The sequence below is a fragment of the Candidatus Nanopelagicales bacterium genome (assembly GCA_030700225.1).
Lineage (GTDB): Bacteria > Actinomycetota > Actinomycetes > S36-B12.
This window is the reverse complement of sequence record JAUYJT010000023.1, coordinates 1-21,219: the sequence shown is the minus strand read 5'-3', so window position 1 is coordinate 21,219 and position 21,219 is coordinate 1. Positions and strand designations below refer to the sequence as shown.

General features: G+C 64.8%; 19 protein-coding genes and 1 tRNA gene. 9 read left to right on the top strand and 11 right to left on the bottom strand.

Annotation, left to right across the window (positions count from 1 at the left end):
• The first annotated feature begins 2 nt into the window (after positions 1–2).
• A complete protein-coding gene (locus Q8P38_03220; GenBank protein MDP4013622.1) occupies positions 3–1,019 on the top strand; it encodes a hypothetical protein in 1,017 nt (338 codons plus the stop codon).
• Positions 1,020–1,049: 30 nt separating this feature from the next.
• The gene (locus Q8P38_03215; protein ID MDP4013621.1) at positions 1,050–3,518 is read left to right on the top strand and encodes a GMC family oxidoreductase N-terminal domain-containing protein; all 2,469 of its coding nucleotides are present in this window, start codon (positions 1,050–1,052) and stop codon (positions 3,516–3,518) included.
• Positions 3,519–3,567: 49 nt separating this feature from the next.
• Here the strand turns inward: Q8P38_03215 and Q8P38_03210 are convergent, their stop codons facing one another.
• Positions 3,568–4,461, bottom strand: coding sequence for a diguanylate cyclase (locus tag Q8P38_03210; protein MDP4013620.1), 894 nt, complete (start codon positions 4,459–4,461; stop codon positions 3,568–3,570).
• A 19-nt stretch (positions 4,462–4,480) separates the two neighbouring features.
• The gene (locus tag Q8P38_03205) at positions 4,481–5,506 is read right to left on the bottom strand and encodes a class II glutamine amidotransferase (protein MDP4013619.1); all 1,026 of its coding nucleotides are present in this window, start codon (positions 5,504–5,506) and stop codon (positions 4,481–4,483) included.
• Between Q8P38_03205 and Q8P38_03200 the strand changes: the two genes are divergently transcribed.
• A complete protein-coding gene (locus Q8P38_03200; GenBank protein ID MDP4013618.1) occupies positions 5,500–7,548 on the top strand; it encodes a neutral/alkaline non-lysosomal ceramidase N-terminal domain-containing protein in 2,049 nt (682 codons plus the stop codon). The two genes, Q8P38_03205 and Q8P38_03200, sit on opposite strands and share 7 nt — an antisense overlap.
• 129 nt (positions 7,549–7,677) lie before the next feature.
• On the top strand, positions 7,678–8,250 hold the full coding sequence (locus Q8P38_03195) for a hypothetical protein (GenBank protein MDP4013617.1): 573 nt from the start codon (positions 7,678–7,680) through the stop codon (positions 8,248–8,250).
• A gap of 11 nt (positions 8,251–8,261) precedes the next feature.
• On the opposite strand, the gene Q8P38_03190 is transcribed toward Q8P38_03195, so the two are convergent.
• From Q8P38_03190 to Q8P38_03180, 3 genes are all read right to left on the bottom strand, one after another.
• Complete coding sequence (locus tag Q8P38_03190; protein ID MDP4013616.1) at positions 8,262–8,906, bottom strand: M23 family metallopeptidase; 645 nt, start codon at positions 8,904–8,906, stop codon at positions 8,262–8,264.
• Positions 8,907–9,055: 149 nt separating this feature from the next.
• The gene (locus Q8P38_03185) at positions 9,056–10,246 is read right to left on the bottom strand and encodes a CapA family protein (GenBank protein ID MDP4013615.1); all 1,191 of its coding nucleotides are present in this window, start codon (positions 10,244–10,246) and stop codon (positions 9,056–9,058) included.
• 70 nt (positions 10,247–10,316) lie between these two features.
• Entirely contained in the window at positions 10,317–11,267 is a 951-nt protein-coding gene (locus Q8P38_03180) for an alpha/beta fold hydrolase (protein MDP4013614.1), read from the bottom strand.
• Positions 11,268–11,667: 400 nt separating this feature from the next.
• On the opposite strand from Q8P38_03180, the gene Q8P38_03175 reads away from it, so the two are divergent.
• Entirely contained in the window at positions 11,668–12,351 is a 684-nt protein-coding gene (locus tag Q8P38_03175; GenBank protein ID MDP4013613.1) for a hypothetical protein, read from the top strand.
• A 151-nt stretch (positions 12,352–12,502) separates the two neighbouring features.
• On the opposite strand, the gene Q8P38_03170 is transcribed toward Q8P38_03175, so the two are convergent.
• Positions 12,503–12,577 (bottom strand) — tRNA-Lys (locus tag Q8P38_03170).
• A gap of 53 nt (positions 12,578–12,630) precedes the next feature.
• On the bottom strand, positions 12,631–13,965 hold the full coding sequence (locus tag Q8P38_03165; GenBank protein MDP4013612.1) for a glycosyl hydrolase family 8: 1,335 nt from the start codon (positions 13,963–13,965) through the stop codon (positions 12,631–12,633).
• A 133-nt stretch (positions 13,966–14,098) separates the two neighbouring features.
• Here Q8P38_03165 and Q8P38_03160 point away from each other — a divergent pair, with 133 nt between their 5' ends.
• The 4 genes from Q8P38_03160 to Q8P38_03145 all read left to right on the top strand — a co-directional run bounded on the left by Q8P38_03160 (position 14,099) and on the right by Q8P38_03145 (position 17,610).
• Complete coding sequence (locus tag Q8P38_03160) at positions 14,099–15,043, top strand: DUF389 domain-containing protein (protein ID MDP4013611.1); 945 nt, start codon at positions 14,099–14,101, stop codon at positions 15,041–15,043.
• A 94-nt stretch (positions 15,044–15,137) separates the two neighbouring features.
• Positions 15,138–15,587: a hypothetical protein gene (locus Q8P38_03155; GenBank protein ID MDP4013610.1), complete on the top strand. Its 450-nt coding sequence runs from the start codon at positions 15,138–15,140 to the stop codon at positions 15,585–15,587.
• A gap of 94 nt (positions 15,588–15,681) precedes the next feature.
• On the top strand, positions 15,682–16,950 hold the full coding sequence (locus Q8P38_03150; GenBank protein MDP4013609.1) for an RNA polymerase sigma factor: 1,269 nt from the start codon (positions 15,682–15,684) through the stop codon (positions 16,948–16,950).
• Positions 16,951–16,974: 24 nt separating this feature from the next.
• Complete coding sequence (locus Q8P38_03145) at positions 16,975–17,610, top strand: class I SAM-dependent methyltransferase (protein MDP4013608.1); 636 nt, start codon at positions 16,975–16,977, stop codon at positions 17,608–17,610.
• Here the strand turns inward: Q8P38_03145 and Q8P38_03140 are convergent.
• The 4 genes from Q8P38_03140 to Q8P38_03125 form a co-directional block, all read right to left on the bottom strand.
• A complete protein-coding gene (locus Q8P38_03140; GenBank protein MDP4013607.1) occupies positions 17,607–18,803 on the bottom strand; it encodes a MarP family serine protease in 1,197 nt (398 codons plus the stop codon). The genes Q8P38_03145 and Q8P38_03140 overlap by 4 nt on opposite strands.
• 353 nt (positions 18,804–19,156) lie before the next feature.
• Complete coding sequence (locus Q8P38_03135; GenBank protein ID MDP4013606.1) at positions 19,157–19,321, bottom strand: hypothetical protein; 165 nt, start codon at positions 19,319–19,321, stop codon at positions 19,157–19,159.
• Between the two features lie 603 nt (positions 19,322–19,924).
• Entirely contained in the window at positions 19,925–20,245 is a 321-nt protein-coding gene (locus Q8P38_03130) for a hypothetical protein (protein MDP4013605.1), read from the bottom strand.
• Between the two features lie 40 nt (positions 20,246–20,285).
• Positions 20,286–21,219 (bottom strand): RHS repeat-associated core domain-containing protein (locus tag Q8P38_03125; GenBank protein MDP4013604.1); only part of this gene is annotated, 934 nt, incomplete at its 5' end.

Genomic DNA, 21,219 nt, shown 5'->3' with positions numbered 1-21,219 from the left:
AAATGAGCATCGCACTAGCCGACAACGCACCCCGCTACAAAGTCGGCAGCAAATGCGTCGAGAGTTGGTTCCTGAGGGCGAACGATCCCAAGAGCCCCCGCTCAGTTTGGATCAAGTCCACCGTGCTGTGCCGCGCTGACGGCTCGGCCGTGGCCGAGACCTGGGTGAGCGTCTTCGACGGCGACCGGACTTCCGCTGCCCGCGAGACGGTGCCCATCGGGGACGCCACGATCACCGGCGGCGAAACTCCGCTCGTCACCGAAATAGCCGGAACGACGATGCGGCTGGACTCGGACGGTGGAACAGCAGTAGGAAGCATCGACACCGAGTCGGGCAAGCTCTCCTGGGACCTGACGCTCGCGCGGGTGCCCGGATTCCTGGGCGAACCCCTGTCGCTTCTGCCGACCAGGAAGCTCATCGATGCCCCCGTGCCGAAGAACAAGCTGTTGACACCGTTCCCGGTAGCCAGCTACTCAGGATCCGTCACCTGGGATGGCGCCGAATGGCTGATCGACGACTGGTTCGGGATGCAGGGCCACAACTGGGGTGAGGCTCACTCCCCCGAATACGCCTGGGGTCAGTGCGTTTTCACCGACTCCCAATCCCGCCCATTCGCGATGATGGAGGGTGCCAGCGGCCGGGTTCAGCTCGGCCCGGTCACCACTCCGCTGCTGTCCATGCTGACCGTGCGCCGCAACGGCAAGGAGTTCCGCTTCGACCGGCTCGTGGATCTGTGGCGGCAGACTCCCAAGCTCGCCTTCCCCAAATGGCAGTTGAGAATGCGCGGACGGGACGGACAAGCCCTTCTGACAATGATCGCCAACCCCGCGCGCATGGTCTGCCTGGGCTACGACAACCCGAACGGGCAGCGCAGCTACTGCCTGAACAGCAAGACGTCGGAGGTGACGCTGAACGTCAAGCCCGCCAACGACGACGAGTTCGAGTGCCGCAGCCAGTTCGGGGGGGCACTTGAGTTCCTGCAGCAGACCGAGAACCCACAGGTCCAACCGGTCATCTAGCCCGGATCCGACCAGCGAAAGGGAGCGACGATGGGTGCCTTCTTCTTCGAGCGCATGAGCGGCGAGCTACATGACAATGAGGGCAACACAGGCCACGTATCGATCGACATCCGCTGCGACGCCAAGAAAGCGGGCCGGTTCCTGGTGAACGGCCAGGCGAAGGTCACCGGAACGATACTGGCCCAGCCTTGGGCAGGAGAAACATCGTGCACTGGCACGGTGCTAGTCAGGCCTCTGATCGGTCGCCGCCTGGTGTATGACATCGACTTCACAGACGATGAAGGCAATCCGTGCCGCCTGTGGGGCCAGAAGGACGTCAGACTCCGTCATCCCTACAGCTCGATGACAACCATGTCGACCCGCCTGGAACGCAACGGCGTCACGGTGGCTACAGGCACGATGAACTTCCACGGCGATGACCTACTGTCATTCGCCCGCTCGTTCTCACTGGCGTCGACGGCCCTGCCTGGGGGTCCCCCCGCCCGGCGCACAGCGCCGGGGAGGGGGAGGGGTACCCCCACCCGGCGCACAGCGCCGGGGAGGGGGAGGGGCATGAACGGTTCCGACGTGTCGGCTCACTGCGAAGACTGGTCCAAGAGCGATCACGAGAGCCTGCTGGCGCTGGCCGAGGCGGTCCTGACCGAGGGCGAAATCGTTCCCGCCCCCGACGAAGTCACCGTCGCTGGAGCCCAGGCGGTTGTGGACAGCCTTCCTCCCGTTACCGCCTCGCTCTACCGCGCGGGGCTTCGGGCTCTAGATGCCGTCGCCGTGTCCAACTTCGGCCACAAGTTCGCCAAGCTGTCGCTGGATCGCCGTCGCAAGCTGCTGGACCGGATCGAAGGCCTGGGTGGCACCTTGGGGCGCACGACACTGTTGGCGCTCACCGCCCCCCTCAAGATGGCGCATTTCAGCAGACCCGACTACCTCCAGCGATTGGGAATCGAGGCCTACGCGAAGCCAGTCGACGCTCCTTTGCCCCAGTGGATGGCCGAGGTGATCTCGCCGGAGAGCTTGGAGCCGACGACCCGGATCGACTGCGACGTCGTCGTAATCGGGTCGGGAGCTGGCGGAGGATCTTCGGCTGCAAGCCTTGCCGAGCAGGGCCTGGGCGTGGTGATCATCGAGGAGGGCCGGTACGAACGCAGGCCACAGTTCTCCGGACCGCCTCAGGACAGGCTGCTGCGATTCTTGCGCGAGGGCAGCCTAAACGTGAACCTGACCCTGGGCAACACCTCCCTCATCACGCCTATCGGCCGGATGGTTGGCGGCACGACCGCGATCAACAGCGGTACGTGCTTCCGGACTCCCGACGCCGTGTTGGGCGAATGGCGGGCCAGCGGGTTCCCGAGCGACTTCGAGCCTGGCGTCTTCGGATCGTGGCTGGACCAGGTTGAGGCCGAGCTTCAGGTCGCCGAGGGCGAGCCTGAGTACCTGGGCCGCATCGCTGAAGTGATCGCCAAGGGTGCCTCAGAGATGGGCGGGCACCACGGCCCGCTGCGGCGCAACGCGCCGGGATGTGACGCTCAGGGCGTGTGCTTCGCCGGTTGTCCGACCGACGCCAAGCGCGGTTCCAACGTCAGCTGGGTCCCACGCGCCTTGAAGGCCGGGGCCCGCCTCTACACGGGGCTGCCAGTCACGCGGATCCTGATGACCGGCCGCAAAGTGGTCGGCGTCCTGGTCGAGGGGCAAGACTCCGGCGGGGCACCCAAGAGCGTGGAAGTGCACGCTCGGGCGGTCATCGTAGCCGCCGGCTCACTCCTGACCCCACTGTTGCTGCGGCGCAACGGCGTGAACCTACCGTGGCTGGGACGCAACCTGTCCATCCACCCAGCTCTAGGCGCCCTCGCGCTCTTCGCCGAGGATCAGGACCAGCCCTGGCGAGCGATCCCACAGGGTTACTTCGTGGACGGACTAGCCGATGACAGGATTCGCTTCGAAGGCTTCTACGTCCCGCCGCAATTGGCGGCTCCATCACTCATGCAGCGGGGCGAGGAGCTGACCAGATGGCTGGACGCGTGGGGGAAGGTCGGGCAGTTCGGATTCATGGTCCGGGACACCGGCGTTGGGTCGGTGTCGATCGGACCAAACGGCAGACCCTTGATCAGGTACTCGCTGACGCCCAGGGTCATGGAATCATTCCGCAAAGGATCGGCGGCACTGGCCGAGATGCTCCTGCGCGGCGGCGCGGACGAGGTAATGCCGTTCATCAACGGCGTCGACTCGGTGATGAACGTGCATGATGCCCGGGCGCTTCGAAGGCTGAGGCTGCCGGCGCGCAAGTACCGTGGGATGGCGTTCCATCCGCTCGGAACGGCTCGCATGGGCGGTTCTCCGGACAACGCGGTTGTCGACTTCGAGCACAAGGTATTCGGCTTCGACAACCTGTTCGTCGCCGACGGGTCGTGTGTCCCCACTTCGCTGGGAGTCAATCCGCAGATGACGATCATGTCCATGGGATTGCGAGCGGCCAGCGTCGTTGGAGAAGCACTCGGTTCCTGACCACTCGCCACGCCGGAGGGCCGACAAACCGGGGCCGTGCTCATCCGGATCAGTCGGGAGCCACCGTGACCGAGTTTCGGCCCGCACGCTTCGCCTCGGACACGGCCCACTCAGCGCGCTTGATCGTCTCCTTCACGTCCTCGCTACCATCCCAGCTGGCCAGTCCCACTGACACAGACACAGTCACGTCGACGCCCTGCCCCATGCGCAGGTTGCGGCCCGAAATCGTGCGGCGGATCCTGTCGAGCGCGTCGAAGGCCTGATCCACCGTCCTGTGCGGGAAGCACACCAGGAACTGGTCGCCCCGGTACCGGACAACCAGATCGGATGACCGCAATCGCTGGGACATGTGCGAACCGAGTGTCCTTAGAACCTCGTCGCCGACGCTGGTTCCATGCCGATCATTCACCCGCTTCAAACGGTCCACGTTCACGATCGCGATCTGACACCCATCGTCGAAGTTCGCGCACTCGCAGATCATGTCTCCCAGCAAGCTGTCCAAGCTTCGCCGATTCAGGAGGCCGGTTAGCGGGTCCGTGTTGAACAGCTGCTTCAGCAACCCACGCTGCCACGTCTTGACCCGGGTGTGGAACACACCTCGCAGATTCAACAGGTCGTCGTACTCCGCGGGGTCCACCTGCCCAGATTGGCGCGCCGACCGCAGCATCTCACGCGCCCTGTCGTGCATCCGACGATGAATTCGCTCAACGGACTGTATCCGGTCGTCACTTTCGAGCAGGTCCGCACCGTCCCCGTAGAGCCACTGCCCGAAACCGCACAGATTGTGCGCGTCAGGCTCTTCCAAACCGCGCTCCAGCGGCACACCGCACATGATCGCCCTGTGCCAGTCCATCAGCCAGGCGACATGGTCCCATCCGGCCTTGTCCAGCCCGGTGCTCCAGCGCAACAGATCCTGGTACGGTCTTTCGCTAGTCGTCGCCATGCCGCGTATCTCCCTACGATCAATCGCTGTCATCGTTCGGATCCGAGTTACCCGCTGGCTGCGGAAACTCGGGGGGGCCTTCTACCGCCTTATGCGACTCCACCCGCAGATCCTCGTCAATGTAGAGCAGTTCCCCGGGATCCAGCTGCCGCCAGTCGTCACGCCCGTCAATCCTCTCGCTGGCAACGAGCGCGACTCGCGTTGACTCGCCGTCGGGATCGCCCATGATGCGATGCTCCGCGAGTCGCGACCGGCCGCTCCAGCCCGGTTCGCGCGAGCCGTCACACACAGACCTGGTCGCGACGTGCAGCGAACGGCAGTCAGGGTAGCGAAGGGCCCACATCCTGCCGGGAGAGACGACCACGCAGTTCAATGATGAGACTGGGACGTTGCGGGCCAGCCATTTGGCGGCATGGACCATGCCGGACGCCACGTCGCCATCGTGGACGTCTGTCTGCTGGCAGATCAGCGCCGCGAATCTCTCCGAGTCGGTCTGCCCAAGTACGAGGTCTCTGTACGGGCCGAGTTGCTGGTCGACGCGGTCCAGGTCACCGAAGCCGCCGTTGTGAGCCATCAACCGGCCCCTCATGCGGAACGGGTGAGTGTTCGCGACCGTGTGCGCCCCAACCGTGGCGAAACGCACGTGGGTAACGAGCGTGGTGGCTGTGACTCGGCTCGCTGTCCGCTCGAACTCCGGATCGGCGTACGCGGCGGCTGACTGCTTATCCACGCGTGGCTTCCCGTCCGCTTCGTACCACCCGATCCCGGAACCGTCGGGGTTGCGGCGGCTCTGCTCGAGCATGCTGTCAGGGGCGTCGGCCAGCCAATACTCGGCGCGCACTGTCCGGCGACCAGCGTTCATCCCGAACAAGCGGCACACGCTCGACTTCCTCTCTCGATTCTCCAAGGCCATTGTCACGCAACGCGCGGCAGTGCCCCAGGTATTACGCGCCAACTGAATCACGTGTCCAGCGCCCGTGGCGAACGCTGGCCACGTCCGGTTGTGCAACGAAACCCGGCGACGCGTAGCTTCCACATATGACATGGGACATCCGGAATCACAGCCCACTGTTACCGTTCGTCGCTGCCGACAGGGGGGAGGCGCGCTTCACGATCGACATTCCGACGAGCGGCTCGCTTCCGAAGATCGCCGAGACATTGGCGGGTGTGGCTGAAGTCGACATCACTCCTCCACCCGGAATGCCCAAGGCTGGCTACTCATCACTCGCCCACGACGGCTCCGGCTTCCGGACCCGTCTACGCGCCAGGGTTCTGCACCTTCGCGAGGGCACATCATCGGTCGCGATCATCTTCGCCGACCTGCTGAGCGGATCGCGGGTAGTGCAGCATCTGGTAGCCAGGGGCGTCGCCGAGGTCACGGACATTCCCGCGGACGGCATATTCATGGGTGCCACGCATACCCACGCAGGTCCGGGCCAGTACTTCGGCTCTGACTTCTACAACCGCTTCGCCGCGAACCATCCCGGATTCGATCCAGCGTGGACCCAGTTCCTTGTGGAGCAAATCACTTCAGCAGTCATCGAGGCGTACCAGAACCGGCGCCCGGCCACCGTCGCGATTGGCACCACCCAAGTCTGGGGGAGCACGCGCAACCGCTCGCTGAAGGCCCACATCCGAGCCGGTGAGTCGACCGTCAGCGACTCAGCGGACCAGCGCAGGTTCCAGGCGATCAACCCAGACCTGCACGTCATCCGCGTCGATGCCGCTCCCGAACCACCCACGGCCAAGTCAGGCGCCGGGAAGCGTCCCAGAAGGAAGAAGGCGAAGCCGTTGGGGGCCTTCGTCATCTTCTCTATCCACGGCACAGGCGTTTCAGAGCATGAGTCCGATTACAACGCGGACGTGTGGGCCTACGTGTGTGGCGAACTGGCGAACCGAGCCGAGAGCCAGACCAAGACTCGACCGATCGTCGGGGCCATGCAGTGCACGCACGGGGACATCGCCCCCGCGGTGAGACCGAAGCTGGCCGTTTACGACGAGGCCGAGCGTGTCGGCCGCGAGATCGGCGCCAAGGCGGCCGAGCTTTGGCAGAGTCTGGAAACTGCGGCGTCTACCGACATCGGCTTGGCGATCGGGTTGCGCGAGATCGACCTGGACACCAACCCATCAATCGGGGGCGTGACACTGCCAGCGCCAGCGGCTGGCGCCGCCCTGGTGGCCGGCGCGGACGAGAACACTACGCCACTGATCCACCGCATCCCCCCGTTCAGGGCAGGGTCGCCCAAGCCTCACCGCGAGAGCGATCCGCATGGCTCGAAGTGGATCCTCGCCTCGCGCGCCCTGCAGCCTTTGATCGCTCCGGGAGCGTCCTTCCCCCGGATTCTTTCCGTTCATGTCCTGCGCATCGACGGTACGACGCTCGTCGGTATGCCCTTCGAGATCACTTGCGCAGCCGGAAGGCGAATCGCGCAGACCGTCGAGAAGGCCCTCCCGAACGCCGAGCACGGCCAGCGCGTGATTGTTTCCTCCGTAGCGAACGGGTATGTCGGCTACTGCACAACCCCCGAGGAGTACGAGCGGCAGTTCTACGAGGGCGGGCACACCATCTACGGTCCGAATACCGTCGGCTTCCTGGCACAGCACGCCTCGGAAGTCGCGGCTGGCCTGTCTTCGGAAGGCGGTAACCACCCGCCCGAGAGCATGTCCGAGGCGTCGTTCTCCTTGAAGGCACACCGCTACTTAGCCCGTCCTGATGGCGTCAAGGTCGAGCGGAAATTCCTGAACCCACCGACGTTCCACATGCCGACGACGCGACAGTCGGCCTACTGGGAGACCAGATGGCGGGACGTGTCCCCAGGAGACCTGCATTGGCACGAGCCCCTGGTAACGATCCAGAGCCGTGATGGCGACGACGAGCCTTGGAGGACGGCTGCGTGCGGTGACGGCACCCCGGCCAGTGACTCCGGTTGGCATCTGGAAATCCGACACGATGGCCGGGCCAACTCAGACGGACACCGGTACATGCTGCGGTGGTACAACCCAGAGCACCGTGGGGGGCGCCACTACCGTGTGGTCCTTCACCAGAACGCTGGTCAGCCTGAGCTGATCAGCCCGCCATTCGACTAGGCATTCCTTCAACGCCGGGCCGCTGAGTTCATCTCCAGCGGCGTGGCTCGGCGATCGGGAACCGCCTCGCCTTGACCCGGTAGCACGAAACGGCCAATTCGGGCGGCGGACGCGTCGTATGGTTGCCACGTGCCAAGCTCAACAAGCGACGAGGGCGAGCAGCAGCCCAGCAAGCCATCCAGGCGAAATGTCATAGCGATAGTGATCGCCGCGTGCACTCTGGCCGTTGCCGGTTTCTGGGCGACGGTCCAGCGCCCCGCTGGCGGCGACGATTCACTCGCGACAACCGAATCCGCTGCGGCCAATGCCGCGCCGGACCAGGAACCGGCTACGGATGGGGGGCGCGCCAAGAAGCCCAAGCCGCCCAAGCTCGAGCTCGTCTGGAACGAGGTAACCACCCGGAAGTGCCCGAATCTGTTTAGCGGCGACATCCGAGTGATCGTTGTCAAAGGCACAGTGGAGCGAGCCACGGTGTCATGGCGAGCCCATGGCAGTGAGCTGTCCGCTCGGCGGATACTCACGAAGATCGGAGATGAGTGGACGCTCTTCCTGACAGCCATTCCGGCCAACATCAACGTCACGCTGACGGTCAAGGCACGCGGCCCCGGCGGGCAGGCCATCGCCAGCGAAGACATCTCCCACTGGTGTCAGTCGAGCTCTAAGTCAGACAGCGAATCCGCCTACTTGGACTACTTCGGCTGACCGGGCAGCGTCTATCCGCGGCCGATTTGCCTGAGTTCGCGGGACGTCAAGTCCAACCACTTCAGCGGATCCATCATTGACCCGTTCGGACGAGTCACGCCAAGATGCAGGTGAGGGCCTGTGGAGTTGCCGGTCGATCCGACCCGTCCGATCAGGTCGCCGGCCTGGACCTTCTGGCCACGCTTGGCTATCAGCTTGCTCATGTGCGCGTACAAGATGAGCTTCCGGTCGGAAGTACGGATGGTGACCGCCTGGCCCGCAGCGCCCTGCCAATCGGATACGACAACCTTGCCGTCAGAGATGGCGTAGATCGGGGTCCCCTGCCGGGCGCCTATGTCCAGTCCACTGTGAACACCGCCGGTGTGAGGGCCGCCAACGGCACCATAGAGCGGACCGACGCGGAAGCGCTTCAGGGGTGCCCGCCTGTCTTCCGGCAGCGCTGCGGTCTTGAAGCTCGCGCTCCAGGGCGCGAAGGCGCCCCAGCCGCCCCCTGGCGTCAGACCGCCCGAGGAATGCCAGTGCCACGGCGCTGCCCCTGGGTAGGCTGCGACACCGCGATCCGTCGCGGAATCCGTCGCGGAGGCCGGCACGGCCTGAGCCGACAGTACGATCCCGCCGCTAATCGCGGCAGCGATCGCCAATCGTGAAAACTTCATCTGTCCCTCACTGATTTGGAAACGTGACATCACAGATTCGGAGCACGTGATCGATGGAGTGCCCGCTCAGCCGCCGCGTACACCGCGACTCCGCGTGACATGCGCCACAGGCCCACGCGCGATTCTCGAAGCTGACCGCCCGGGCGATGCTATCCAGCCTTGGCCGGCTGCGGCCGGACGCGAGCGGTCTTGCCGATGACCGAGACCGTGCGGCCGTACGACGCCCTCAGCGTTGAGGAGTTCATCAAGCCCTTCCGCAGTCCCTTGCCAATCGGGATCACGGCGTAGTCCGGTCTCCGGACGGTGACGGGCACGTACTTAACGCGCTCGACGCTGACGTCATCCCCATCGACGACGAAGTAGAGCTGGGCCAGGATCCCGTCCATCGACGCTGCTGGGCAGCATGCCCCAGTCTGGTTCGAGATCAGGTTGCCCTCGCCGTAGACGATTGGCTTGCCGTGCTTCCACTTGATGGGCTGGACGACGTGCACGTGCTGACCGATGATCGCGTCGATGTCGGGGGAAGCCGTCAGGATGCGCGCCACCTGGCGCTGGCGGGCGGAGGGCGCGTGCTGGTACTCCGTGCCCGCGTGCATGTTGACTATGACGACCTTCGCTCCAGCGGCCTTGGCCCTTGCCGCGTCGGACTTGATCCTTGTCGTGTCCAGCAGATTGACGCTCCAAGAGTGCGGCAGGGGGATGCCGTTGGTCGACTCGGTGTAGGACAGCAGAGCGACCTTGACGCCCTGCACCTCCACCATGGGTATGTCGTAGCGACTGCTCTTCCTCGCGGAACCATGCGACACGATACCGGCGGACCGGATGGCCTTGAGGGTCGAGTTGACGCCTCTTTGTCCCTTGTCGACCGTGTGATTCGAAGCGGTGTCGCACATGTCCCAGCCGATAGCCCGAGCGTCCTTGGCTAGCTTCTTCGGTGTGTTGAATACCGGGTACCCAGCTGGCGCGCCGGGAGCCATCGGGGTTTCGAAATGGCAGATCGCCAAGTCAGCACGGCGGATGTATGACCGGATGTACCGGAACATCGGGCGGAAGTTGTAGGTGCGGCCGCCGCCGTTGCGCAGCGCCCTGGCGTACACCGGGCCGTGGATCAGGAAGTCCCCGGTGGCTGCAACCGAGAACCGGATCGGCTCCGTGCTCGCCGCGGTAGGGGCGAATTCCTGGGTAGAGACCGTCGGCGGGTCAGTGACGGTCGGGCTCGCCTCGGGGACCACCGCAGCCGAGCTGGCCGCGGGAGAAGCTGGAGCTTGGACACACGCCGCTACGACCAGCGACATCGCCGCCAAGCCGCCGGTCAATGTCAGAATCTTGGACTGTCGCATCACTCGATCGCTCCCCGAATCTCATCCGCTGACCGTCATTCGCCAGCGGCCACGCCTGCCCTTCAGCTCCTCACAGTAACCCGTCGTACCGCATTCCATCGATACTCGTCGACAAGGCCGCGTCCAAGCCCCACCCACGGAAGTGGTTCACCACCAGAGCCGCGAGGTCAGCGGGGCGATCCCGATGCGGTTCGTGGCGAACTGAATCGAACACGACGAGCTTCGCGTGGGGCAAGCGCGCGATGGCGTTCTGAGCGTGGCTCATCGGGATGGTCGGATCGTCGGCGCCCCACACGAGCAGCACAGGCAGGTCGCCGACAACGGTCAGCTTGCCGAGCGCCGAGACGCTCTGCCCGGATCGATCGACCACGCTGCGCAGGGTCGCTAGGAACGCCATCCGGGTGGGGCGATGACCGAAAGAGGCGAGCTTGGCTAACGAGTCGGGGTCGAGCACCCGGGGTGCGATACCGCGTCTCCGCAGCCGCCGCCCAAGCCAATCGCCTGAGCGAACTGTGGCCCGGCTGCCGATCGCGGCCAGCACAAGCCCTGAACCCGGCAAGGTCGCGGCCCGCAGCCATCCAGTTGCTTCGCCGCCCAGCCCGCCGCTCGACACGAGAACGAGCCCACAAATACGCTCCCGGAACTGGTAAGTGAATTGCAGGGCGATCCCGCCGCCCAGAGAATGCCCAGCCAGAATCGCCCGATCGATCCCCAAGTGGTCCATTAGGTCCCGCACGATGCTCGCGGTGGCGCCCAGGCTGTAGTCTTCGCGTCCCCTGGCGGAGTTGCCGTGACCCGGCAGATCTATCGCCACGACGCCATGCCCAGCGGCCCGAAGATGCGGAATTACCAGATCCCACTCGTCTCCCGATGAGCCCAAGCCGTGGATGAGCAGAACGGTTGGCCCATTGCCCGGCCAGTACCTGAAAGCGATGTCTCGATCGTGCAGGGAGACATACCGTGGGCCCGGTTCGGCGGCCAGAGCGACGGTGGTTCCGGCCAGGTCCATGGCGAGGGGCATGCCATCAAGGCTACGCACACATTTGGGGTCCCCGAGCCACCTCTGCCCGCCGCCCGGCGTGCGCCACCCGCCGCAAGGAACGGCCGTTCCCGACAAACGCGCATGTTTGGGTACAGACGCGCCCGTTACAACGGGTGTTTCTTCGCGTAACGGTCGCGTCTGTGCGAAGCGGCCGTTTCCGCCGAATGGCCAGGAGCGGCGCCGATTGGCCCGGCCTGATGATCTTGTCGCGAATTTGGCCAAATGTGGCCGCTTTGCGTATCTGAAGTGGCCGGAAGCGCTACAGGATCACGACACGGCCGACTCCGTCGCGCTAACCCGTTCTGATCCGTCAGGCTTCGCGGCCCAGCAGGCAGTAATTTGGGACTGTGCCCTTGTTTCGCGTGCCAGGTGGCGTTTGGTGAGTGACGAGGTGGTCAAGGTGTCATGGAGACGTACGGTGGGAGCGGCAGCCGCGTCCCTTGCGCTGGTCAGCGCAAATGCTACGGGTGTTGGCTCAACCGCCCAGGCTGAACACCCGGCCCCACTGGTCGGCTCGCTCGCAGCCGCTCAGGATGTTGGGTCAAACAGCCACTCGGTCTTTGGCTCGCGCAAGGCCCGATACCCCAGGATCACCCCCCGCCTCGTCAAGAGGTGCATGCGCAGGATCCGGTGGGCAACAGACTATGGCGCCGAGCAGACCTACCACACCGTCAGCGACCTTGAGCTGCAGGCGTACTTCCTTCCTCCAGAGCGTCAAGCCCTATGGGAAGCAGTCCAGAAGTCCTCGATCACCGCGTGGAAGATCGACAAGCGCATCTACCCACGGATATCGCGCGGGCTCCACAAGGGAATGACCCAGTGGAAGCAAGGCGACAAGCGAGAAGCCCGCAAGATCTGGAAGGCCGTCAGGGATGAAGTCCTCGGTGACGTGCGGGCCAGAGTGACCGAGCTTGACGCCCGGGTGAGTCGGCAGGCTGAACTAGTAAGGGCATACCTGGTCTCCCACCCCTACCCCTCGGACCTGGACGGGAAGCTCGCGAAGTCATTCAAGAAGATCGAGGACCCCCTGGATGACCTGGAGATCCTCCTGACGCGCCGCTAGGACGAACATCGCCACTCCCGACCGGCCTATACGGGGGCCAGTCGGCCCGCTCAGTGATCTTGTCGCGAATTTGGCCAAATGTGGCCGCTTCGCGTATCTGAAGTGGCCGGAAGCGCTACAACATCACTACGCAGCCAGCTCGGTGGGCAGATGGTGGGCCCCGCGGGACTCGAACCCGCAACCTACGGATTAAAAGTCCGCAGCTCTGCCATTGAGCTAGAGGCCCATGCATGACCGGTCGGTCATCCAACCGTCAGATACCAGGACCGAGGATACCGGTCACGGCTGCCACCAGTTGCGGCTGAGGATCAGCAGCGCCATGAGGCGCAGCGAATCACTGTAGTAGTTGGACGTAGACGGCCCCCGCGTGATCGCACGCCACAGTCGGTTCAGCCAGCGTTGGCCTCCATCACCGCCCAGCATGGCGTTGACTGCCGCAGGGGCGGTGAAAGCCAGATCCGGGTAGTTCCTGTACGGCTGCCCGTTCGGGCCGTTCCGAACGTAGTAGCCCGCTCGGATCTGTGCGGGGTCACCGTTCGTCTCAGTCCGAAGCCAGACAGTGTGCTTCAGAAGCAGGGGCCTCAGGCGCCGCTGACCCATCAGCAGGTAGGGCAGCGACAAACGCCAGGGATCACGGCAGGCGTTGTAGCCGAAATCGCCGTCGTGCTTCGACTCCAGGTAGACGCCGCGAACGGGCCGCCATTCACCGCGCCAATAGGCCATGAAGTCGGGCAGAAGACCAGTGCGACGGCTGCCGTTTCGGAACTGCGCAAGAGCGATGGCGGAAGTGGACCGCTTGACCCGGCGCCATTGCCAGGCCGAATCCGGGTCCACCCGCGCGAAGGCGTCGAAATGCGCGGGCATGAAGTCGCTCGTGCGCGTCCGACGAGTGTCTTTGCCAGCCGCCCAGTCGCCAGGAGTCGTGTTGCCCAGCCTCGGATTGACATCGTGGGCCAGAGCGGCTCGCGAAACCAGCAACGACTGCGCCCGGTAGTCGATCGGACCACGTGATCGCCACTGACGATGGGCGAGCAGCAGTGCGTAGGCGATGTCAAGGTCACCGTCCGTCGCGGAGTCTCTGCCCGCCACATCCACCATGCGACCGTCGATGAGCTTCTGCTTCCAGGCCATCAGATCCGGGGAGTACCTGCTCGGATGGGCGCGGAAGTGGCGGTACAGGCCGTCGAAAGTCCGCCGGTCGCCGAAATAGGCCGAGAGGACCATGCCGTATCCGGTGCCCTCTGACACGTTCGTTCCGGGTCTGTGCTGAACCCAGAGTCCCGGGCTGCCCCTGGCGCGCAGATACCGGCTCTTCCACGCCCGCCAGAACCGCAAGGTCACCGAGTCGCGCGTGGCGCCTGGCACCTGTGGCACCAGGACGCTCTTGGCGTACTTGACATGCTGCGGGAACGGACGCCGGGCGGCCGTGGCGGCCGCGTCGGCCCCGGCGCGCGTGGCGGCCCCGGCGACCGTGGCGACGCTTGCAAGACCGACTCCTGCATCTGACCCACTTATGAGCCCAGCCAGAAGCGCCAGCGCCAACGAGAGCTGCGCGATGCCGCAGGCATGAGCAGGCCTCTGAGACGCTGGGCTCGGGACCGGATGGACGCTCACACACCCAGTGTGCATTCCCAATGCCGACGGCACGAGCGACTACTGCACGCGAGATAGCTGAAGGCGCGCGCGTCCGCGACGAATCCCGGCCCAGGTCCCGGACCTGACCGCCAAGTTGGTGCACCATTCACATGTGTTGCATGTCCGCGTCTACTCGCCAGCGGATCTGACCGACGCCGTCGTCGGCTACCTCAAGGGCGATGCCGCCGTCAGCCAGATGGCCGTGTTGCGATCCGTCGCGACTGACCCCGCGCCGGACCTGATCTTGGCGGAGGTAGTGCGGGAAGCCGCCAACGATGTGGTCAACCGCCTGCGCGATCTGGGAGTGCCACGTCAGGGAGCGATCCAGATCACCCCGGTCCAGACGTGGATCTCGCAACGGGAACTTGACGCGGAGCTGACAGCCCCCGGAGCTAGCGCGGACGCCGTGGTCTGGGCAGACGTGATCCACCGGGCGTACGAAGACACCGAGATCAACAAGACCTACGTCGCATTCATGACCATGGCGCTCATGATCGCCGCGATTGGCATCGTGATCGACTCCCAGATTCTGCTGATCGGAGCCATGGTTCTGGGTCCCGAATTCGGCGCCGTAGCCGCCCTGGGACTTTCTCTCGTGCGTCGGCGCCGCGAACTGCTGTTCCGGGCACTGCGCACTCTCGCCATGGGCTACGTGATCGCGATCGCTGTGACTTCCGTCGCTGCGGCCATGGGCAGGTGGGCTGGCTGGATCAGCGAGGCCGAAGCGACCGGACCCCGACCACTTACCGGGTTCATCTACTCGCCGGACCATTGGTCGGTGCTCGTGGCATTGATCGCGGGAGCTGCGGGCGTGCTCGCACTGACGTCTAGCAAGTCAGGCGAGCTGACCGGGGTGCTCATCTCGGTTGCCACCGTGCCAGCGGCGGGCAACGTGGCCGTCGGCTTGGCCTTCGCCGCCTGGTCTCAGGTCTGGGGCAGCACTCTGCAACTCTTCGTGAACATCACGGCTATGGCCTTCTCCGGCTGGCTGACGTTGATGATCAAGCAGCACGCGTGGGGTTCGGCCAATAACCGGGGAGAAGTGCGCCAGACCTAGCGCGTGGAACTTCCGCGGAAAACGTTGCGCCTGATAGCCCGTCCGCATCTGTCCTTCGTAGGTGCCGCACCCCGCGGCCAACGAAGGAGGACAAATGACTACAACTGCTGACGAACGCCGACTGCGCAAGGCAATCGCCGTCATGGCCGCGATCATGATGCTCGCCGGAGCGGCGATGCTTACGGCCGCGGCGACCATGCGTGGCCAGAACGCGGCGGACTCGGCCACCGTGCCGTCCTATGCAGGTCCAGACCTCGTCGACCAGCTCTCCCCGGCCAACACCTCGACCTCGCGAGCTGGCAAAGGGACCAACCAGTCGGACGACACAGCCGAACCGGGCAATCAGGGAGACCCTGGCGCCCCTCAGCCCGAGCCTGACCCCGAACCCGGAGACCCCGAGCCCGGTGACCCCGAGCCCGGCGACCCCGAGCCCGACCCGTTCCCATTCCCGTCATTCGACCCGCAGCTCAACCTCGACGACATCCAAATGCCGCCCGTGCCGCCAGCGGATGAGTGCCCCCTGCCGTGGCCGTGGGCCTGCTGACCTCAGCGACCGGTGCTCCCGACCCTGAGCTAGAGAACCGTGGGACCATCGGGTCGTTGGCGAGGACGCCAGAGCATGATCCCGGGAGCCAGTGATGACCGAGCAGGCGGACGACACCAGCATCGTCGCCGCACTCGTGGCGGATCCGATGCGCGGCTTCGACGCCCTCTACCGGGCGTACGCGGACCGCTTGTTCGCCTACTCGGTCACCCTGGTCGGCGATCGCGACACCGCCGCGGACACAACTCATGACGCTCTCCTAGCGGCCGTGGCCAACATCTCGTCCCTGCGAGCGCCGGACAAGTTGCGGCCGTGGCTGTTCGCGATCACCCGCAACGAGTGCCTGAAGGCGCTTCGCCAAGGCCGACGTTTCACACGTGATGAGGAGGCGATCGAGATGCTGCCAGCGGACGCGGCACTCGACGCCGACCTGCATTCAGCCGAGAGCACCCAGCTCGTCCGGGACGCGCTACAAACGCTCGCTCCCGCGGACAAGGACGCGATGTCCCTGGCATTGCGCCACGATCTCGAAGCGACCGAAGTGGCCCGGATCATGGGAGTGCCCCCGAACCTGGCACGAGCCAGGATCTCGCGGGCTCGCGCTTCGCTGACGTCGGCTGTGATGGCACTGCTCCTGGCCCGCAGCGGCAGTCGGGATTGCCCCGGCCTGGCGGCAACGCTGCGGGGATCCGACAGCGACCTGACGCCACTGATCCGCAAGCGGGTGGCTCGCCACATGGATTCCTGTCCTCAGTGCCAGGACGACGGGCGGACGAGGGCAGTCAGCTACGTCTCTGGATTCGCTCTGCCGGTGGCGCTGCTGCTGCCCAGCGGGTTCCGGGCCCGAGCGGCCGAGTCGCTCCAAACGACGCTGACGAGCGGAACGGCACCGGACCTGGGTCCAGTCGACTCCGAAGGGTTTCCGCAGGCCATCCAGCTCGAGGGGCAGCCCGTCGACACAGACGGCCGTCCGGATGGGCCGGGGACTGCTAGCGGCACTCGGACGAAACTGATCGTGGGAGCAGGGATTGCGCTCATCGTCGCGGCTCTAGCGGTCATCGGGGCTTCGAAGCTGGCCGCCTCGTCGACACCGGTCGCGCCGAGCCTGCCGCCTGCGCCATCCGTGGAGACTACGTGGCCCAGTCCCGCTACCCCGACCTACACGCCGCCCCCGCCACGGCCGACCCCGACACCAACGCCAACTCCAACTCCGACCCCCACGCCGACACCGACGCCAACGCCAACACCAACGCCGACGCCCACACCGACCAAGACGAGCGGATCACCGACCGCCACCCGGCTCCCGACGTCGCCGACGTCCGAGGAGTTCGCTCCCCCTAACCCAAGCCCGAGTTTCCCCTGACCCCCCGACTGATAGGAATAGCCAATGGCCACTCATGAGCATCCGATCTTCACCCGCGTGTATGGGCTCATCTCACGGATGGAGGAAGGCGGATCGGTCGGACGGGCACGCTCCCAAGCGGCGGAGGGGCTTTCCGGACGTGTTCTCATCGTGGGACTCGGTCCGGGCCTCGACCTGGAACACATGCCCAATGCGGTGCGCGAAGTCGTGGCCCTGGAGCCGAGTTCTTCAATGCGCGCGTCAGCGGCTGGACGGATCGCCGAGGCCCGCGAACGCGGCATCGAAGTAGAGGTCATCGACGGCGTCGCCGAAGACCTTCCGCTGCCAGACGCGAGCGTCGACGGCGTGCTGTTCGCCTACGTCTTGTGCACCATCCAGGATCCGGATCTCGCCGTTCAGGAAGCCGTGCGCGTACTCAGGCCCGGCGGGCATGTCGCTGTCATGGAACACGTTCGCGCGGCCGACGGGACCTTCACTCGCCTTGTGCAACGCGGCTTGTCCAGGATTTGGCCGCTCATGGGTGGCGGCTGCCACTGCGATCGCGACACCCGGGCCGTGCTCGAACGGGCGGGGCTGGACACTCGGGGAGTCGAAGACATCAACTTGGTGGGGATCCCGCCGGTCAACTCGACGATCCTGGGCGACGCCTTCCCGCGCTAGGGGACTTGGCGGGTCGTGTCGCTAACGCAACGTCCGGTGGCGACCCACGAGGTTTGGCCTATCGCAGGACTCACAGCGCGCGAAACCGAAGTGGGCGTCAGCGCATAACCAATCGACGAATCCGTCAGCGACTTGGCGAAGATGACCCCGGCGACCTGGCCCTTCTTCAGCACTAGCGGACCGCCGCTGTCTCCTGGGTTGATATCCGCGTGCAGTTCAAGGACATCGCGTGTGACCTGCTTCTTGCCGTACATGTCCATTCCGATCGCGCGGATCCGCTGGTTCACCGAGGCCCGCACCGCGACCAATGGGCCACCCCCTGGGTAACCCATCGCGACGCCCTTGGCTCCCCGCCCAGCGTCCACACCGGCCAACGGCATAGCGGGAGCCTCGAGCGATGGTGCGTAGACCAGAGCCAGGTCGAGATCGGGGTCGAAGCTGACCGGAGTCGCGTCCACGGAGCGTCCGCCCACTTCGAGTCGCACGGAGTTAGCCCCGGCGATGACGTGGGCGTTCGTCACCGCGTAATGGTCCGCTATCACAGCGCCGCTCCCAGATCGCGACTGCTCGCAGCCTGAACTAACGACTTTCACTGTCGACGGCTCCGCTGCTGTGGCGAGCGCCCTTGCCTTCTTGCCCGACGGCAGCTCGGCTGGCTCCGCAGGATCGGGCACGAGACCGCTGAACAGCTCGGGGATCCCAGTGGCGCCGAGCGAGTTCTCAAGCTCGCGGGCAACTACGTCGGACGGCGGGACAATCCGCGATATGCCCCGCAAGATGGCCGAGCCGTTGGCAAGCGCCTCGCCCTGCGGACCCGACGAAACCGCCAGCACGCTCCCGAGTAGCCAAATCACAACGAGCGCCTCTAGGGCTCCAACAAAGACGCCCGAGACGCGGTTGGCCGCACCCAGTGCTCCTGGCTCCTTGCCAGTGGCGACACGGGATCCGAGAGCTGCCCCCAGCCCCTGGCCGATCCCAAAACCGAGGATCAGCACGCCCGCCGTGATAACCAAATGCACGGTCGGGTCGAGCTCGGCCAGCGGCTCGCTCACGAGGAGCAGCAGTGCGATCCCTAGAGCCAAGCCCACAACGGCTCCGACCAGGCCACCGATCTGAACCACCGCCCCCGACCGGTAGCCCGCGAACGCGATGCCGATGATGAGCAGCACCGCGACCAGATCAACGACATTCACGGATGAAGTATGGCGGCTTCAGCCCCGGGACACCGGGCAAAGCCCTCGCGCTGGTCCATGGTCAGGGCGTAACTCCCCTCATCCGGACCGAGTCAATGGACCAGATCACTTGGAAGGTGCCCGTCACAGCGGCAATAAGCTCCGTGACTCGACTCAGTGGCCATCACGAGAAACCCCTTCCCCAGTGCAGGTCTTCTCCTCTTCAAAGGGTGGGGCCACTTCAAGCGAGCATTCCCATCTGGGTCGCCACGGACGTCACCAAGGCCCTTGATGACTTCGCGGACCGTGCGTGGCAGCATCTGCGGTGATTGAAGTGCGTTACGACACGACCAGGCTCAACCGCGAGGAGTCGGCTACCCAGGGGCCGTGGGAGTTGCTCCCACAAGCGCAGCCGCGAAATCCTCGGCCTCCTGAAGGCTGTCAAACCCGTGCATTTCCAGCGCGCCACCGCTGACGGGCTCGCGGAATGGGAAGCTCGCTCTGACACGGCCGCTGGTCACAATGGATGCTTCGTTCATCGGCGACCGTAGATTCACCTGCCGGCGACTCGCTTCGCGCAAAGCGGCTGCCCCCCGGCTATCGAGACGAACCTCCACGACCGGTACCCCGTCCGCACTAGTAGCTGCGGAAGCTGAGGCGACGTCAGCTTCCGTCACAAACGCGGGGCCCAGCCAAACCACCACGCGCCCGCTCTCGTCGCATCCGGCGATTCGCCGATCCGGCGGCTGAGGTGTCAGGGTAACAACGCAGCCCAGTCGGGCTGCCTTTCTCAGGACCGGACGAACCTGGAAGTCAGCCCGAGGCGGCGCAGGACTTGGCTCCGGGGGCGTGACCGCTGAACATCCCGTGACTACCACCAAGAACACCGCAATCAACGTCTTGGTCAACATGTCTTCTAAGTGCCACCCTTCCCCGCCCCTGATCAGTGAAAAGAGACTAGCCGGGAACCTGGCTCAGGGAAGGTTGACACGAAGGGCTGGACACTCAACAACCTGAGTATCCGGACACGCCGCAGGGGTTCAACTTGAGCAGTTGCGAACACTACTGCAGAATACGCGGCAAAGTAACCACGGTCGCGTCGCCAGAGGCGATTGACGGCTCTTCGGGTTCTCGCGCCGCGCTCAGAAGCCGTCCATGTCAGGCAAGGTCAGGAACATGTACAGGAAGCCCACCGGGATGCTCAAGCCGACCACCACGAATCCGGCAAGGCACAACCATCGTGACCCCCTACCCCTATAGAGCATGCTCACGAGTTCAATTGCCAACCCAAGAACGGGCATTCCTCCGAACAAGTAGTCTCGCAATCCGTGCCCATTGGGATCCGGCCAAAGCCACCAGTACAGGGGCAGAAGGGCCAGCATGCCGGAACCGATAAACATGGCCACTTTCAAAGACAGATCTCCAGGTGCAGGCTGCGGAGCTAGGCGCCCTGAAGTGTTCATTCAGCACCCTCCTCCCATCTCGGTTGCGACATGACGGATCTCACCTGCCCCTGCTAGAGCAGTTGGAAACCCTGCTTAGGAAACCCAGGCGATAGGTGCAAGCAAAGAAGTTGCGATGCCCCCGCCAGAGGCCATTGAAGAGCTTCCGTGCCCTACGGAAGAGTCCCGGATCGGACATCCCCCTCTTTGGAGCGGCCCACTCATGGAAGTTAGTCTGAGCCCTTTGGTTGTTGATGGTATCTCGATTCGTATCCGCGCCAGATTCCCCAAACTCGTGCGCTTCCGTCATTAGTCGTGCGGTACGAGAACTTGTTTTCGCGAGCAGGAAGATGTTCCATATGAAATGCCTTCGCGCATTCGCCTTGTTTTGCCAGTAGGTGCTCGTCCAGTGGCTACCCGGATGACCGCGTGCGACATGCCGTGCCTTCATGCGAGTATCCCAAATACTGGAGCGGTCATTCACGTACATCGTTACGTCGCGCACGCTGCCACAGTCCCAGGGCGCCGTCACCTCGCAGATAGCCAGCATCTGCTTGAAGCCACCCGACGTCAGCCCATCCATCCCCCCAACGTCGTCCTGGTTGACCGGGTCCACAGGATAGGTGTACGGGTTTTGGTTTCCGCCTCGGATGGGGTCGGTGGATAGGAATTGGCCGGTGTTGGGGTTGTAAGGCCGGGCTCCCATTTGGATCAGCCCCGTGGCTTGGGAGGTGGGCCGCTGGTAGGCGCCTAGCCATCCGTAGCGGTCCCCGCCGGACGCGGTCACCGAAGCCGCACTGCCGGTGGCCTGGAGCGTGTTCGCTACCCCGCTGGTGCCAACGGTGTTGTTGATGGGGTGACCGTAGGCGTCATACAGCTCCCAGACGTCCAGGTCCAGGCCGTCGATGGTCCCGTCCCCCGCGCCGACCCTGGTACTGGTCTGATTGTCGGTCAGGGGCAGGGTGTTGGTGTTGTCGCCATGGGGACTCACCACG